Origin of the sequence: Thermicanus aegyptius DSM 12793 (assembly GCF_000510645.1) — a bacterium.
In the GTDB taxonomy this organism is placed as follows: domain Bacteria; phylum Bacillota; class Bacilli; order Thermicanales; family Thermicanaceae; genus Thermicanus; species Thermicanus aegyptius.
Map to the genome: position 1 here is coordinate 2,960,247 of NZ_KI783301.1, position 15,261 is coordinate 2,975,507.

Genomic DNA, 15,261 nt, shown 5'->3' on the forward strand with positions numbered 1-15,261 from the left:
GTACCCTGCGAGAAAGGAAGTGAAAGCTTTGGCCTTCGCTTACGCTCATGCGATGAATTATGTTGGAAAGCCTGTCATCGCCGTCACCTCGGATGGACGACGTTATATGGGATTGGTTCACCATGTAACCCCCACCCATTTAATTCTCCGTCCCTTCCCATCCGGTTATCTTGCTCCTATGAAAAATCGCGAGGATCATCCGGATATTCTCCCCTTAGGAGGAGAAACCCATGAACAGCAAGTTGATGTGGAGACAGCCGCATTTCTGGGGTACCCCTTGGCAGGGGTGCGTCCTTTTGCGCCTTGGTCCGGCGCATTTATTGCCTTGCCTCTTTATGTATTGCTCGTTCTTTCCTTATTATGGTGGTAATCTAAAAACGCCGCATAGGCCGCCTCCCTTTTATAAAAGATAGTAAATGTATAGAAGTGACACATTTTAAAACGAGGGATAGGACCATGCGGCGTTTTTTTCTGCTTTTTCTCCTCATATTTTTCCCCGCGGAAGAAACATGGGTTCCCCCGGAACCCTCCAAGATGGAGATCTATGTGAATCTTTGGAAAAAGGAACTCCTTCTAATGAGGGACGGAACCGTGATCAAGAGATACCCTATTTCCGCAGGTACTTCCGACACACCCACCCCGATCGGAGATTTCCGTATCGTTCAGAAATCGGCGGAGTGGGGGAGCGGATTCGGTTCCCGCTGGTTGGGCCTTAATGTCCCTTTCGGCATCTATGGCATTCACGGGACAAACAAGCCCCATCTGATTGGGAGATATGTAAGCCATGGCTGCATTCGAATGCGTAACCGGGATGTGGAGGACCTGTATGATCGGGTGAGTCTAAATACGCCGGTGCGCGTGGACGGTCCCATACTTGGAAAAGAAGAGTTGAATTATCGGATCTTGGTACGCGGGTCGATGGGATCCCTGGTCCAACTGGTCCAAAACCGCCTTTCGGCAGGAGGGTATTACGCCGGTCCCCCCCACGGGATCTTTGATTATGCCACTGAACAGGCGGTAAAACGATACCAGAAAGAAAACGGACTCAACGTGACGGGACAGATTCATTTCATCGATTTAGTCTCCCTTGGGATCGTGGAGTGAGAGGATAGGAATGAGCTCCGGGAACGTTGAATCCTCATGAAACGGGACGAATCAAGGCAGAAAGCCTTTCCGGATGAAACCATCTAGAAAGGCTTTCGGTTTTTAGAATCGGTTTTCAGAATCGGTTTTTCGGATAGAGGCTTTCGGATGATTAGCTTTGGCGATATTGGGGTTCCTGTCCTTCGATATATTGCTGGCGTTGTTGCAAGGATTGGACGGCATTGTCCATCTCCTTGGCTAATTGTTGAAACTGCTGCTTGGCCTGTTGATCTTGGGTTTGGAGAGAAAAGTTTTTCAGGGTGGCAGCGGCACTTTGAATGCTGGCAATGGTTTGTTGTAATTGAGTCGCTACTGTCATCTTTACTCACCTCCGTTTCACGTTCATTATTGTGACCCAACCCGGTTCGTTTACACGAGGAAATCACATCCTTCTTTTCCCTCATTATCCTCTCGAACGGAAGATTAATGCAGCCAGGAAACCAAAAATGATGGCTGAGGAGATCCCGGCGCTCGTTACCTCGAACATACCGGTTACCACGCCGATCAACCCATGTTTCTCCGCTTCCGCCATGGCACCGTGAACGAGAGAATTGCCAAAGCTGGTGATGGGAACCGTTGCCCCCGCCCCGGCAAAATCGATGAGAGGCTCATAAAGATCAAAACCATCCAGGATCGCACCCAGCACCACCAATGTGGCCGTGGTATGAGCAGGCGTCAGTTTGAGTACGTCCATCATCAATTGGCCGACGACACAAATAAGCCCCCCTACGACGAAAGCCCAGAAAAAGATCATTTCTCATCCATCCTTTCTACTGCAACGGCATGGGCGATCCCGGGAACGGACTCTTTCTGTTGATAGGTGACGGGAGAAAGGAGGGCCCCCGTCGCCACCATTAAAACCTTCTTCAACCTTCCCTGTCTCATTTCCTTCAAAATATGGCCGTAAAAGACGGTGGCAGAGCAGGCGGCACCGCTCCCTCCCGCAAATACGGGTTGGTCTTCCCGATATATCATGATCCCCGAATCGGCATACTTCTCCTCCTTTATGGGGATTCCATGCTCTTGAAAGAGGTCGAGGGAGATTTTATGGCCCACCCTGCCCAAGTCGCCGGTCAGAATCAGGTCATAATCATCAGGATCTATCCGAAGATCCTTGAGGTGATTCGTGATGGTATCCACTGCGGCCGGTGCCATGGCGGCTCCCATATTAAAGGGATCCTTGATCCCCATATCAACAACTCTGCCTATGGTGGCGGAAGTAATATGGATGTTTCCCCCATTTTTCGCCACGATCCCAACCCCCGATCCGGTAACGGTCCACTGGGAAGTGGGAGGTTTCTGGGCGCCATATTCGGTGGGGTAGCGAAATTGGCGTTCCGCCGCCAAGTTATGGCTTGCCGTCCCTGTAAGGACATAATCCGCCTTGCCGGCATCAACCAATAGTGCCGCTAAGGCAAGCCCCTCCATGGAGGTGGAACAGGCACCAAAAAGGCCCAAATAAGGCGCCGCGAGCGTCCTGGCTGCAAAGCTGGAGGTAACAATCTGATTCATCAAGTCCCCGGCTAGGAAAAAGTCGATCTCCTCTTTCTTCATTTCCGCTTTTTCGACGGCAATTTCGCTTGCTTCTTCCAAAAATTTTTTCTCCGCCTTCTCATAGCTATCCTGGCCTAACCAGAAATCTTCGTGAAGGCGATCAAAATCTTGGGCTAAAGGGCCTTGGGCTTCAAAAGGCCCTCCAACGGCGGCTGAAGCGAGGAGGACAGGCCGATTCGGAAAGATCCATGTTCTTCCCTCCCTCATCCTTACATTCCCCCTTGGGTAAACATAAGCCACAAGGTTTTCAAGATGGCGACGACAAAAGCCGAAAAAACCCCAAAAACAATAACAGGCCCCGCGATTTTAAACATATTTCCCCCTACCCCCAATACATAGCCTTCGCTCCGGTAATCTATGGCTGCGGATGTGATCGTATTGGCAAAACCGGTTACGGGTATAGCCGCTCCCGCTCCCCCCCACTGTCCAATGTGATCATATACACCAAACCCCGTCAGCATTGCAGAAATCAAGATGAGGGTACTTACCGTCGGATTGCCAACCGTCTTTTCGGTAAAGTCAAAGTAAGTCATGTAAAAGAGGGAGATAAACTGTCCTACGAGGGAGATGATTCCCCCTACCAAAAAGGCTTTGATCACATTGGCCAATACGGGACGTTTCGGTTCCCTCTCCTTGGCAAACTTCTGGTATTTATCCTGGGTCGTGGTTATCTTCTTCTTTTTCTGCGCCATGTTTCTCTTCCTTTCCGTTGAATCTTGTTCACCATGGGAATCCAATATCCATGGTTCAGCCATCCCCATCGTTTTCGGAGGGCAACACTCCCTTCCTTTCCGTCCATTTTATTTCACTTTCATTTCAAATATGGTTTTAGTTCCTTTAGAATGGTTTTTATCTCCTCCCTCCCCCGTTTATACAGGTCTTTCGCCTTTTGATCCTTTGTCTCCAGTTCATAGGTTAATAGGTCCGCCTCTACGGATTGAAGCTGGGCTTCGAGCAGCCTGCGGGTAGAAGGGGCCGGAATCTGTACCGCATCATCAAATAGATCGACATAAAGATCTCCCGACGCATCCACCTGTCCGATCAGGACATTCTCAGGGAGCACACCGATCTTCTCTAACTCCGTTTTCAGCCAATCCCTGCTTAAGCCTAAATTCCCCAACCCTTCATCCAGGACCTTCCCATCGAGGAGGACGGTTTGGGGAGCCGTAGCCGCTTCGGCATGAACGCCTAAATCGATGGGGGTGATGGGTCGTTTATCCGATTTCAGGAGGACGTTAATCTCCCCATCGGACTCCATTACAGCAAATTCCACATCCGCCACTTGAAAGATCTGCTTGGTTCTAAGCTCACGGAGGAAGTCTTCCGGCGTCATCCCTGTTTCCTTTAAATGATCCTCCAATACCTTCCCATGCTGCACCACCACGACCTCCTTGCCTACCAGAAGGTCCCGGATTGCTTTACTCCGTTCCATGAGAAAATTGGTGAGAAGGAGGAGAAAGAACCAGGTGAGGATTGAAAAGATCCCCGCTTGGAGAGAAAAAAGATTCACTGCGGTCCCTGCAATGAGGAACGCTAAGACGATCCCGCTTAGCCGTTCCCAACCGGTTCTCCCATGAACCCAGCGTCGTCCCAAGATCCTGACGAGAAAGACCAGGCCGATAAATAGGAAAAAAGACTTCACGATCACTTGAAGTGCAACAGGCATTCCCATTCCCCCTATAACCCTTTATATTGCGGCTCTTCAAATTCCAACTTCATAATCCTGTTTTCAAGAAGATGCACGACCGACCACGCTCGTGGGACCTGCTGTTGCCAAACCTTTTTCGCGTCAGGATGCCGGGTAAGTTCCGCATATTGTTCCAGTTGCGATGCGATCCCTTTGATCGTGGCCAAGGTCTTCTTCACATTACTTCCTACCGTCATGCCTTATCCTCCTTCCTCATTACCCTTCCCTTCTATCCCTGCCTTATCTATCCTTGCCTTCCAATATTTTTCCCCATAATGCTTCCTTCCATGTGAAAAATTAAAGATAAAGAACTTCTCTCGTAAGGAGGCCTTGTGATGCGCATTCTCTTCTTAACCCTGAGTCTTCTCCTCCTGTTAACAGGTTGCAATCCAAAGCCGGGCGGGAAAATCGAAGCCGCCCAAAAGCTGAAATGCGATCAATTTTACATCAGGGAAGAGGAAGTGGAGAAGGAAGCCATCTCTCTGGCTAAAAAGGTCTCGGGGGTTGATGATGCGGCGGCGGTGGTATTGAAGGAGAATACGAAACGGAAGATTGTTGTAGGAGTTAAAGTGAGCAATTTTAATCGATTGCGCATGAAGGGAATTCGGAAAGAGATTTACGATGACCTAGAAGCGAAGTATAAGGATGGGGAGATTCATGTAAGTACGGATGCGAAGGTATATAAGGAGATCGAAACGTTACAAAAAAAAGGAACTCCCGGAAGTAAAGAGGAGTCCTGTAACCAGAAAAAAGAATTAAAAAAGATCGAAAAAGACATGAAGGGATAAGAGAAAGAGGGAGGAGGTGCCGTTGAATCTCAAGGAAGGAAAGCCTCGGCCCGGCATACGGGTACTCCCTGCTGCCAAAACTTCTCTTCATATTCGGTCATCACATTCTCTTCACGGTAGGAAGAGCGATGCAAATCAAGGGTAACATGGCGCAACTGAAAGCCCGCTTCGGACAGGGTCTTCAGAGAGTACTGAAAATACGCGATGTGATCGGTTTTTAAATGGATCTCCCCGCCCGGTTTCAGCAGTTTCTTGTACATCTCAAGGTAACGGGGGTGGGTAAGTCTCCGCTTGGCATGGCGTGCTTTTGGCCAAGGGTCTGTGAAATTCAGGTAAATGCGAGTTAACTCCCCCTCCTCAAAAACCTCCTCCAACCGATCGGCGTTTAATAGGAGAAAACCAATATTTACAGGGGGCTGGATTTCTTCCGCCTTTAATACGGCATATACCAAAGCCTCCGGCTTCATCTCGATGCCTAGAAAAAGGTTTTCCGGATGAAGGGAGGCTAACGTGTTCAGAAATTTCCCCTTTCCCGTCCCAATTTCCACATGGAGGGGACCCTCCCTGCCGAAAAAGGAAAACCAGCGCCCCCGGTAGAGAAGGGGATCGGTTGCGACCAAGGGGGATTTTTCTAAAGTGGGGAGGGCCCACTGTTTCTTCCGCAATCGCACCGGTATGACACCTCGGCAAATCGTAGTCTGGTCATAAAGAGGTTTTGCTTGATCATGCGATTCACTCACGAACGATCTTTAATCGTCTCCGGAGTATCCCCTGAACCTGGAGGGGGAGAACCAAACCAGTCGTTCAATACCTTCCCTTCCAGCACCTTTTTCTCCAGGAAAGCCCGCTGTTCGTCGGTAAAGAGCCCTTCCCAATCGATCTCCAATTCCCGGGCGATCTGAAGATAAGTGATTAATTCCGTCCAAGCCACATACCGCTTATACCAGAAAAATTGAGGATGATCGCCCATATAGGGATAAAGATCGTCAAATTCCGTGTGTTTACATTCGATGGTTCGCTCAAACTGAAGTTTTGCCCCTTCAATTTTCTCCAAGATATATTTCTGCATGGCTTTCGATACATTCATGAAAAACCTCTCCCTCCTCCTGTATTATATCGCGTTATCCCCCTGATGCCGCTTCCCGTAGGTCGTTCATCTCATCCTCGGTGAGAGGGCGAATCTCCCCCTCCTCAAGATGGGGATCAAGGCGCAATGGACCCATCGAAATCCGTTTCAGATACAAAACTTTCATCCCACAGGCTTGGAACATCCGCTTAATTTGATGGTACTTCCCCTCCGTTATGGTCACCTCAGCCTCCGATACGTCCCCTTGGGATAAAATCACAAGCTGGGCCGGCAAGGTTATATCTTCCTCTCCATCGAGGCGGAACCCTTCCGCAAACTTTCTTGCTTCCCTTTCCGTAACGCGCCCTTCTACGCGAACAAAATATCGTTTCGGCACATGATGCCTGGGGGAGGTGAGCCGATGAGCCAACTTTCCGTCATTGGTAAGCAGGAGAAGTCCCACGGCATCTTTATCCAACCTTCCGACGGGAAAGAGATTAAAGTGCGCGTACTCCTTAGGAACCAGATCCAGTACGGTTGAATCTACGGGGTCATAGGTCGCGGAGATGTAACCTGCCGGCTTATTCAACATGAGATAGAGATGTTGGATATATTTTACTTCTTCCTCCCAAACCTGGATCACGTCCTCCTCAGGATCCACATGGATGGAAGAATCGGTAACCACTTCTCCGTTTACCATGACCACCCCTTCCCTCACCAGCTTTTTTAATTGGCTTCTGGTTCCAAATCCAAGATGGGCAAGCATTTTATCGAGACGCATCCGTTTCGCCAAACGATTCACCGATCCTTTCCCTTATAGACGCCCTCTTCTCCTGAGTGAACAACCCGTAGAGGATTTCATGGCAGACCTACCTCAGGATTACCGGTTGAAGCGTTTGTTAAGGCGCTCCCTCTCCTCTTCATATCCCGGTTTTCCCAGGAGAGCAAACATGTTTTTCTTGTAGGCCTCCACGCCCGGCTGGTCGAATGGGTTTACACCCAGCAAGTAACCGCTCATCCCACACGCCTTTTCAAAGAAATAAACCATCTCTCCAAAGGTATATTCTTTGAGGTGAGGGATCTCAAGGACCAGGTTAGGAACTCCACCATCCGTATGGGCGAGCAGGGTCCCCTCAAATGCCTTATGGTTGACAAATTGCAGGCTTTTCCCCGCCAGGTAATTCAGCCCGTCCAGATTCTCCTCCTCTTCCGGAATGAGAACCTCCTCTTCGCTTTCCTGTACCACAAGAACGGTCTCGAAAAGATGCCTTCTTCCCTCTTGGATATATTGGCCCATCGAATGGAGGTCTGTGGTAAAATCGACGGCGGCAGGATAAATTCCTTTATGATCCTTCCCTTCACTCTCTCCATAAAGCTGTTTCCACCACTCGTTAAACATGTGGAGCCGGGGTTCATAGTTCACCAAAAGCTCAATCTCATACCCTTTCTGGTAAAGGGCATATCGGGTTGCCGCATAACGGTAGGCTTCATTCTCCATTAAATCCCGATTCCCATAACGCTGCATGGCATCTTGGGCTCCCGCCAACATCTCCTCCACATCAAGCCCGGAGACCGCGATGGGAAGAAGACCCACAGGCGTGAGAACGCTGTAACGCCCTCCTACATCGTCCGGTATAATAAAGGTCTCATACCCTTCCTGTTCGGCCATCGTCCTTAACGCCCCTTTGGCCCGGTCGGTAGTCGCGATGATTCGTTTTGCCGCTTCCTCTTTTCCCACCTGTTTTTCTAACCACTGTTTTAATATGCGGAAAGCAATGGCCGGTTCAGTTGTGGTCCCCGATTTGGAGATCACGTTAATATAAAATTTCTTTCCTTCCAGAACCTCAAGGAGATGTTTCATATACGAAGGGCTTAGCTGATTCCCCGCATAATAAATCTCCGGTTTCTTCTGCCGCGCAGCAACCGTGTTATAAAAGGTATGGTTTAACATCTCGATGGCTGCACGGGCCCCAAGGTAAGATCCCCCAATCCCCACGACGACCAGGGCATCCGCCTCTTCCTTTATTTTCTCCGCGGTCTTTAACAAGCGAGCAAACTCTTCCTTATCGTAAGAAGAGGGTAAGGTAACCCAACCCAAAAAGTCGCGGCCCGTTCCTTTCTTCTCATGCAGTGCATCATGGTAAAAAGAAACCGCCGGCGCCAATTGGCGCAACTCTTCCTCCCGCACAAAAGGACGTACTTGTTGATCCTGAAATGAAATATGCGACACGAAAATCCCTCCACCCTTTTCTATTCAAAATCCCTTTCGCTTTAAGTATAGCAAAAAACGAGGGAATAAATCTAAAAAATTATGAAGCAACCGCATCCCACTTTGAAACATTAAGGAAATGGCATAAAAAACCACACGAAAGAAGGAGAAGTCCTGTTGGACCTCTCCTTTATTTCCCATTCCGATTTAAATGGCCATTCATTTCCCTCCGGCTCGTTTTCCACTCGGAGGGAGAGAAGCTATTCGTTAACCAAGTCCTTCATATCCTTTAGGACCTCAGGCAGGTTTAACCGACTTCCCACATAGGTTTTCCTCACTTCACCCTTCCCATCGACTAAAAAGATGCGGTCGGTATGAATGAAGTCGTTCTCCACCTTTTGAACCAACACACCGAAATCGGCCGCAGCCTTTCCGGTATCCTCCACGCTGCCGCGGAGGAAGGCCCATCCTGTGGGGTCCATTTTCCACTTTTTCATATATGCTTTTATCACTTCGCCGGTATCGTTCTCCGGATCAAAGGTGATGTTATAGAGGTAGACCTTGCTTCCGAACAAGTTCTCCTTTTTCAGCTCATCCTGGAGCTTCACCATCCAGTGAACCGTAGCCGGACATACCGTGGTGCAATTGGTATAAATAAAGGAAACGAGGCGGACCTTTCCATTCTGATCTGAAAATGAAACAGGTTTTCCGTCTGCATCTTCCAGATGAAAATCAGGGGCAGGCATTAAAACAGGAAGCTTATCTTTCCCACAGCCAACGAGGATTAAAATCATCGCGCTGAGGAGGAGGAACAGGCGAAGCAATGGATTACGCATCAGTTAAAACCACCTTAATCCTTAAAATTCATTTCCTCTTGTACGCTTACGCCGCATCGACCATCATCAATAGATAGAGAAGCGTCAGATAGATGATGGAATAGCGGAACATGAATGAAGCCCATCTTTTTTCTTCTTCCCCTCGCCGGTGAAGCCCTTGATAAGCCTTAATGAGATAGACCGTCCCTAAAAGAAGAGCTCCGACCAAATAGAGCCAGCCCACCGCTCGAAGAGGATAAAGCATTAAACTGACGGGAAACAGGCTTACGGTGTAATAAAAAATCTGTTTCTTCGCCTCTCCAAACCCTTTTACGTTGGGAAGCATCGGAACGCAGGCATTCTTGTAATCGGTATGGCGGCGCATCGCCAGCGCTAAGAAATGGGGAGGCTGCCAGAGAAACAGGATGGAGAAGAGGATCCAGGCGGTCAGGTCCATCCTTCCGGTCACCGCCACGTATCCCATCACCGTAGGCACCGCCCCGGAAATCCCTCCGATCACCGTGTTTAGGGTGGTAATCCTCTTTAACCACAAGGTATAAATGATCACGTAAACCACAAAGCCGATCAAGGCAAGCAAGGCAGCTTGAGGATGCACCCCGAAGGCGAGCACCGCCTCTCCTGTCACGGCCAGAGATAAGCCGAAAAAGGTAGCGGCCTTAACCGATACTCTTCCCGAATGAATGGGACGGTCTTTTGTCCTCTCCATATAGCCGTCTATATCCCGGTCAATCACATTATTTAAGGTAGTCCCCCCGGCAATGACGAGGGCAATCCCGAGCAGACTGAAGAAAAAAGTAACCATGAGATCAGGAGTGAACGGCGCCCCTTTCATCGCCAACAGAAACCCGGCAACGGTTCCCAGGAGGTTGGCAAACACGATTCCCGGTTTCGTTAACCGATAATAAACCCCCAGTGAGGCCCTCTCCCCCGTCCGTTCCATAGAATCCGATTGAAGTTCAACGGCCATGGACCGTTCCATACACGCTCCCCCTTTCCGGTTGTAGGATCGAGTAATCATCCCCAAAGAGAGATTTCCCCACGATATAGGAAGAAAGACCGATCCCCGCACTGGCTAAGATCATATGCAAGGAGACGGAAAAGGCGGATAAGCGGGTAAAGACGGTAATAAATCCCATTCCCATCTCCAAAAGAACAACCAACGTTAAGAAGAGAACCGCATTCTTCTCCTTCTTCATCCGCCAGGACCGAAAGAGAAGGCGAAGCAAGAAAATGAGGACAACAAAGGCGAAAATCCAGTGGGTAAAGAAGAGGAAATGAGCCCAGTACGGGGATTGAATCAGCTGTTGATGGGGGGTGATCCCCATATATACATCGGCAGCGGCACTATGCTTGAAAAAGGCTCCCAAGATGGTTTCCGCATAAAAAAGGAGAAGTAAGGTGAGCGCCGGTCCAAAAAGCTTTGACCCCCTCTCACCGCCTATCGGTTCGGGAGATTTCTTCTCCTCTGTTCCTCTTCTCATTAAGGCGGTCGTCAAAAAAACCAAGCTGCTAAAGAGGGCGAGGCTCACCGCAACATCGAGGGTGGTAAAACCGGGAGGAGTCCCCAGCATCACGTTAAAGCCTCCCACCAGAACTTGTAAGAAAAGGAGAAATAGAGAGAGGGGAGAGAGGATGGATACCGCCCGTTCACCCGGATACTTCTTAATCCATGCGAAAATCGCGTTAATGAGTAAGATGAAGCCTAAAAGTCCCACCACGAGACGATGGGTATATTCAATCACTTGTTTATAATCGGTGATGTCGGGAAAGAGACGGCCGTTACATCCCGGCCAGTCCGTCCCGCACGCATCCTGCGACTGGGTCGCTGTAACCAGGACGCCCATGAACAGTACAAAAAAAGTAAACCCGACTGTGAATAGAGCAAATCGATGTCTCACGGATGATAACCCTTTCTTTCGGTATTGTCCAATCCGTCTTGTACGTTGCGGCTGTCCGAAAAGATCTCCTCATAATCTCCATGGCAATAAAACATAATCTTTAAAATATCCTCTTCTCTTGCACAAAAAATCTTCAAAAGTTCAACCACTTTTAGATTAATCAGTTCTCCATATTTTTGATAGGCCTTTCAAGGGCTGAGTGGTGACATTTTTGTGAATTTCCTTACCCTGCCCTATTTTTTATTGGGTTCCGTGAAAGGAGGAAGGGGAAGGCGATCTTTTTCCCTCTCCTTTTTTACCCATTGATAAAAAACATACCCCAAAAAGATACCATATATAATCTCCTGCATGATTTTCATGACGACTCCCCCCAATTGCTGATCTTGCAAGGGGGGTAGAATGCGGAAGAATTTGGCCGTCACGATGGACATATCCACCGTAACCCCGGTGGGAAGGCAGAAACCGATCATCGCCGCCCAAGCCTGGGGATTGGTGTAACTCCGGTACAATTCACTGTCTGCAAAAGTGATTAACGCGCAAGCCGGGGTGATGAGAACCCCGTTGGCCACAATGTAGGCGATCTTCCGAAGTTCACTTAACTGGTCCGTTTCCCCTAAGGGATTCAAGATCGGCCACCACATGAAGATGGCGGCCAGGAAGAGAAGGATCCCATACAATGCATTTAGGTTCACATCCGCGTTCAGGGCATCCAGGACAGCAGGCAAATGATAAATGGAGAAGAGTCCGTTAAACCAGAGAAGGGCCAGCAACGGTTTCGTAAAAAAGCGAATGATGCTCCGCAAAAATTTCGGCTTCAACAGATATTCATAGAACCACGTGGGCGAGCCTAAGATAAGAAGGGGAGGCACGATCAAATAGATGACGGCCATCTTTGCCATATGCAATGTGAAGATGATATGGGACAACAAGTAAAAGGGGCTCCCCTCAGCAACATAATAGAAAAGGAGGCCGCTCAGAAAGGTTAGTTTCTTTCCGAGAGATACCTCGGTTGCCCCCGGGATATCTTTCCGGAATGGTCCGGTTAGCAGAAGGTAGAGTCCTGCGATGATGAGGACCAAGACGATTTTATTGGGATTCCATAAGGCGATAAATCCAAAGGTTTGCAGGTTATACCAAAGGGTCATCTTCATCACTCCAGAAGTGTAACGGTAAACCCGTCCTTCCTGCGTCAAGAAAGAAAGGCTGTATCAAAGCCCATTATACCACTTGATACAGCCGTTCATCCAATGATTGAGATTGCTGTTACCACCAGATCATGAAGAGAAAGGCCATGATGGTGATCCATACGACCAAGATAGCCACATAGACATAAATCGTCGGGAAGCGATGCTCCTTATCCTTCATATGCATCCAAATGTAAAGCTGGAAAGCGGCTTGAATCGCCCCCAAAACGACGATGAACGGAATGGTGAAACGGGGATTTACCCCATAGGCAACCGGATAAAAAGCTAAGAGCGTCAGAACGATACTTACAAAAAAGGCAATCAGGTGATGTTTCGTCTCGCTGCGCACTCTCTGAAATTCCCCCCTATTCATTTCCTCAGGCATTCTTTACCCCACCTTTCCCATCAGGTAAACAACCGTAAAGATGAAGACCCAGACCAGGTCGACGAAGTGCCAGTAAAGGCTGGCAAGATAATACTTCGGGGCATTATAGAGGGTGATTCCCCGGTTCCAGTTCCGGATGAGGAGCGTGCTGATCCAGAGTAAGCCAAAGAGAACGTGGCTTCCATGGAAACCGACTAACGTGTAGAATGCAGAACCAAAAGCGCTGCTGGTAAACGTATGCTTCTCCTTCACGTACTCTGTAAATTCATAGATCTCCAACCCTAAAAAAGCGGCGCCAAGAAGGAGGGTCACGATGAACCAAGCCTTCATTCTGGATGCTTTATTTTCCCGCATGGAGAGAATGGCCATGACACTGGTCATGCTGCTGGTTAACAGGAGAACCGTCGCGAGAAAAACCGTGGGCAGTTGGAAAAGTTCTTTCCCCGTCGGTCCCCCCATCGTAGAATGGCGTAAGGCCAAATAGGTGGCGAAGAGGGAAGCGAAAAGAACCGATTCGGCCGCGAGATAGAGCCAAAAGCCTAGAAACTTATTTTTTCCCTCCATGGTTGCGCGCTCGGGGTGGGCAGGCAGGGATACCGTTTTTGCCTCATTCATCATGATAGAGACGCCCCTCCTTCCATGCTTTCTACCTCTTCATGGTGGATATGATGGCCGTGATCATCGATGACGGACCGAAGGAACATGGTGAGCAAGGTAATCGCCAGTCCTCCTATCCCGACATAGAGAAAGGCCGGATTATATTGATCCTTGAAGATAAAACCAAGTCCTGCGATAAATAATCCGAGAGACATGAGGAAGGGAAGAAAAGAGGCGTTGGGCATATGGATATCTCCCAAAGGCTCTGCAGGCAACATCTCCTTATTGCCTGCCTGTTTTTCAATCCAGAAGGCATCCAGTCCCCGTACCAGAGGCAAACGAAGGAAATTATACTCCGGAACAGGAGAGGGCAGCGTCCACTCCAAGGTCCTTCCATCCCAGGGATCATTCCCTGCCACCGCCCCTTTTCGGAAGGTGACGGCAATATTGGCCACGAAGAAGAGCACCCCAATCGCCATGAGGAAGGCTCCGATGGTGCTGATCAGATTTCCCAACTCAAAGCCCTGGCCGGGAAGATAGGTGTATATTCTCCGCTGCATACCCCAAAGTCCTAAATAGTGCTGAATGAGAAAGGTTAAATGAAACCCGATGAGGAAAAACCAGAAATGCAATTTTCCGAGCGTCTCGTTAAGCAATCGCCCGAATATCTTGGGCCACCAGTAATAAAGGCCGGCAAAGATTCCGAAAACAACTCCTCCAACCAGGACATAATGGAAATGGGCAACCACAAAGTAGGAGTCATGAAACTGAAGGTCGGCCGGCGGCAGTGCCAACATGACCCCGGTCACTCCCCCCATGACAAAGGTGGGAATAAATCCCAGAGCGAATAGGTTTGCGCTGGTAAAGCGAATCTTCCCTCCCCACATGGTGGCCAGCCAGTTAAAGATCTTAATCCCCGTAGGAACGGCAATCGTCGTGGTAGCGATGGCGAAGATGGCATTGGCCACCGGGCCAAGACCAACGGTAAACATGTGGTGAACCCATACCATAAAACCAAGGAAGGCGATCAACATGGTGGCAAACACCATGGAATGGTAGCCGAAAAGGCGCTTTTTCGAAAAGGTGGGAATCACCTCGGAAAAGATTCCAAAAGCAGGGAGTACGAGAAGGTATACTTCCGGATGTCCAAAAACCCAGAAGAGATGCTCCCAGATGACCACGTTCCCTCCGAACGCAGGATCGAAAAAGTGGGAACCAAAAAGCCGGTCAAAGATCATGAGGAACAGCCCCACCGTAAGCGGCGGGAAGGCGAAAAGGATCAAGGTGGAGGAGACCAGGGTGGTCCATGCAAACATCGGCATGCGCATCAGCGTCATCCCCGGCGCCCTCATGTTTAAAATCGTGGCGAGAAAGTTTATTCCACCGATCAGAGTACCGGCTCCGGAGATTTGCAGCCCTATCGCATAATAGCTTAATCCATGCCCGGTATAATTATTGTCGGAGAGGGGGAAGTAACCCGTCCAGCCCGATTCCGGCGCGCTCCCCGTAAAGAGGCTAACATAGGTAAGTGTGGCTCCGAAGAAGAAAAGCCAGAAACCTAGGGCGTTCAGGAAAGGAAAGGCGACATCCCGCGCGCCGATCTGGAGGGGAATGACGGCATTCATTAAGCCGAAGACAAGGGGCATGGCGACAAAGAAAATCATCGTTGTCCCATGCAAAGTCATGATTTCATTATACGTCTTCCCAACGAGAAAGGTGTTCCCAGGGAACATCAATTGAATCCGTATGAGCAATGCCTCAATTCCGCCCAATACGAAGAAGAAAAGTCCGGACCAAAGATAAAGGATGGCGATTTTCTTATGATCAACCGTAGTCAGGTAATCCCACAACAGCGGTTTCTTCCCTGCATGAGCCATCTGCGACATCAGCGAACCTCCTTTTAATCAGCACTAT

General features: G+C 49.2%; 20 protein-coding genes. 3 read left to right on the top strand and 17 right to left on the bottom strand.

Annotated elements, in window-relative coordinates; translation table 11 throughout:
- The first annotated feature begins 28 nt into the window (after window positions 1-28).
- Both THEAE_RS0115810 and THEAE_RS0115815 read left to right on the top strand, forming a co-directional pair.
- Window positions 29-370 carry an LSm family protein gene (locus THEAE_RS0115810; RefSeq protein ID WP_028988132.1) on the top strand — a complete coding sequence of 114 codons (342 nt, stop codon included), beginning with the start codon at window positions 29-31 and terminating at the stop codon, window positions 368-370.
- An 86-nt stretch (window positions 371-456) separates the two neighbouring features.
- Window positions 457-1,104: a L,D-transpeptidase family protein gene (locus tag THEAE_RS0115815; RefSeq protein ID WP_028988133.1), complete on the top strand. Its 648-nt coding sequence runs from the start codon at window positions 457-459 to the stop codon at window positions 1,102-1,104.
- A gap of 151 nt (window positions 1,105-1,255) precedes the next feature.
- On the opposite strand, the gene THEAE_RS0115820 is transcribed toward THEAE_RS0115815, so the two are convergent.
- The 6 genes from THEAE_RS0115820 to THEAE_RS0115845 all read right to left on the bottom strand — a co-directional run bounded on the left by THEAE_RS0115820 (window position 1,256) and on the right by THEAE_RS0115845 (window position 4,581).
- A complete protein-coding gene (locus tag THEAE_RS0115820) occupies window positions 1,256-1,462 on the bottom strand; it encodes a DUF1657 domain-containing protein (RefSeq protein WP_005585510.1) in 207 nt (68 codons plus the stop codon).
- Window positions 1,463-1,546: 84 nt separating this feature from the next.
- Window positions 1,547-1,897: a stage V sporulation protein AE gene (gene spoVAE / locus THEAE_RS0115825; protein WP_028988134.1), complete on the bottom strand. Its 351-nt coding sequence runs from the start codon at window positions 1,895-1,897 to the stop codon at window positions 1,547-1,549.
- Complete coding sequence (gene spoVAD / locus THEAE_RS0115830) at window positions 1,894-2,904, bottom strand: stage V sporulation protein AD (RefSeq protein ID WP_028988135.1); 1,011 nt, start codon at window positions 2,902-2,904, stop codon at window positions 1,894-1,896. The genes spoVAE and spoVAD overlap by 4 nt, the downstream gene beginning before the upstream one ends.
- A 2-nt stretch (window positions 2,905-2,906) precedes the next feature.
- Window positions 2,907-3,389 (bottom strand): stage V sporulation protein AC, encoded by a 483-nt coding sequence (spoVAC, locus tag THEAE_RS0115835; RefSeq protein WP_028988136.1) that lies wholly within the window; start codon window positions 3,387-3,389, stop codon window positions 2,907-2,909.
- Between the two features lie 119 nt (window positions 3,390-3,508).
- Complete coding sequence (locus tag THEAE_RS0115840) at window positions 3,509-4,363, bottom strand: DUF421 domain-containing protein (protein ID WP_028988137.1); 855 nt, start codon at window positions 4,361-4,363, stop codon at window positions 3,509-3,511.
- 11 nt (window positions 4,364-4,374) lie between these two features.
- Window positions 4,375-4,581 (bottom strand): DUF1657 domain-containing protein, encoded by a 207-nt coding sequence (locus tag THEAE_RS0115845; protein WP_028988138.1) that lies wholly within the window; start codon window positions 4,579-4,581, stop codon window positions 4,375-4,377.
- 138 nt (window positions 4,582-4,719) lie between these two features.
- On the opposite strand from THEAE_RS0115845, the gene THEAE_RS0115855 reads away from it, so the two are divergent.
- Complete coding sequence (locus THEAE_RS0115855; protein WP_028988139.1) at window positions 4,720-5,172, top strand: YhcN/YlaJ family sporulation lipoprotein; 453 nt, start codon at window positions 4,720-4,722, stop codon at window positions 5,170-5,172.
- Window positions 5,173-5,201: 29 nt separating this feature from the next.
- Here the strand turns inward: THEAE_RS0115855 and trmB are convergent, their stop codons facing one another.
- The 11 genes from trmB to ctaD form a co-directional block, all read right to left on the bottom strand.
- Complete coding sequence (trmB, locus tag THEAE_RS0115860) at window positions 5,202-5,843, bottom strand: tRNA (guanosine(46)-N7)-methyltransferase TrmB (RefSeq protein ID WP_028988140.1); 642 nt, start codon at window positions 5,841-5,843, stop codon at window positions 5,202-5,204.
- A gap of 65 nt (window positions 5,844-5,908) precedes the next feature.
- Entirely contained in the window at window positions 5,909-6,259 is a 351-nt protein-coding gene (locus THEAE_RS0115865; protein WP_005585501.1) for a hypothetical protein, read from the bottom strand.
- 34 nt (window positions 6,260-6,293) lie between these two features.
- Window positions 6,294-7,019 carry a pseudouridine synthase gene (locus THEAE_RS0115870; protein ID WP_039945367.1) on the bottom strand — a complete coding sequence of 242 codons (726 nt, stop codon included), beginning with the start codon at window positions 7,017-7,019 and terminating at the stop codon, window positions 6,294-6,296.
- Window positions 7,020-7,118: 99 nt separating this feature from the next.
- Window positions 7,119-8,468: a glucose-6-phosphate isomerase gene (locus THEAE_RS0115875; protein WP_028988142.1), complete on the bottom strand. Its 1,350-nt coding sequence runs from the start codon at window positions 8,466-8,468 to the stop codon at window positions 7,119-7,121.
- Window positions 8,469-8,707: 239 nt separating this feature from the next.
- Window positions 8,708-9,283: an SCO family protein gene (locus THEAE_RS0115885; RefSeq protein WP_039944511.1), complete on the bottom strand. Its 576-nt coding sequence runs from the start codon at window positions 9,281-9,283 to the stop codon at window positions 8,708-8,710.
- A 46-nt stretch (window positions 9,284-9,329) separates the two neighbouring features.
- Complete coding sequence (gene cyoE, locus THEAE_RS0115890) at window positions 9,330-10,262, bottom strand: heme o synthase (RefSeq protein ID WP_028988144.1); 933 nt, start codon at window positions 10,260-10,262, stop codon at window positions 9,330-9,332.
- Complete coding sequence (locus tag THEAE_RS21395) at window positions 10,240-11,181, bottom strand: COX15/CtaA family protein (protein ID WP_052330079.1); 942 nt, start codon at window positions 11,179-11,181, stop codon at window positions 10,240-10,242. The genes cyoE and THEAE_RS21395 overlap by 23 nt, the downstream gene beginning before the upstream one ends.
- A gap of 233 nt (window positions 11,182-11,414) precedes the next feature.
- Entirely contained in the window at window positions 11,415-12,326 is a 912-nt protein-coding gene (ctaG, locus tag THEAE_RS0115905; RefSeq protein ID WP_052330081.1) for a cytochrome c oxidase assembly factor CtaG, read from the bottom strand.
- 118 nt (window positions 12,327-12,444) lie between these two features.
- The gene (locus THEAE_RS0115910) at window positions 12,445-12,750 is read right to left on the bottom strand and encodes a cytochrome C oxidase subunit IV family protein (protein ID WP_028988146.1); all 306 of its coding nucleotides are present in this window, start codon (window positions 12,748-12,750) and stop codon (window positions 12,445-12,447) included.
- Between the two features lie 3 nt (window positions 12,751-12,753).
- On the bottom strand, window positions 12,754-13,368 hold the full coding sequence (locus THEAE_RS0115915; RefSeq protein WP_005585493.1) for a cytochrome (ubi)quinol oxidase subunit III: 615 nt from the start codon (window positions 13,366-13,368) through the stop codon (window positions 12,754-12,756).
- The gene (gene ctaD / locus THEAE_RS0115920; RefSeq protein WP_005585492.1) at window positions 13,365-15,233 is read right to left on the bottom strand and encodes a cytochrome c oxidase subunit I; all 1,869 of its coding nucleotides are present in this window, start codon (window positions 15,231-15,233) and stop codon (window positions 13,365-13,367) included. The genes THEAE_RS0115915 and ctaD overlap by 4 nt, the downstream gene beginning before the upstream one ends.
- Window positions 15,234-15,261: the final 28 nt, after the last annotated feature.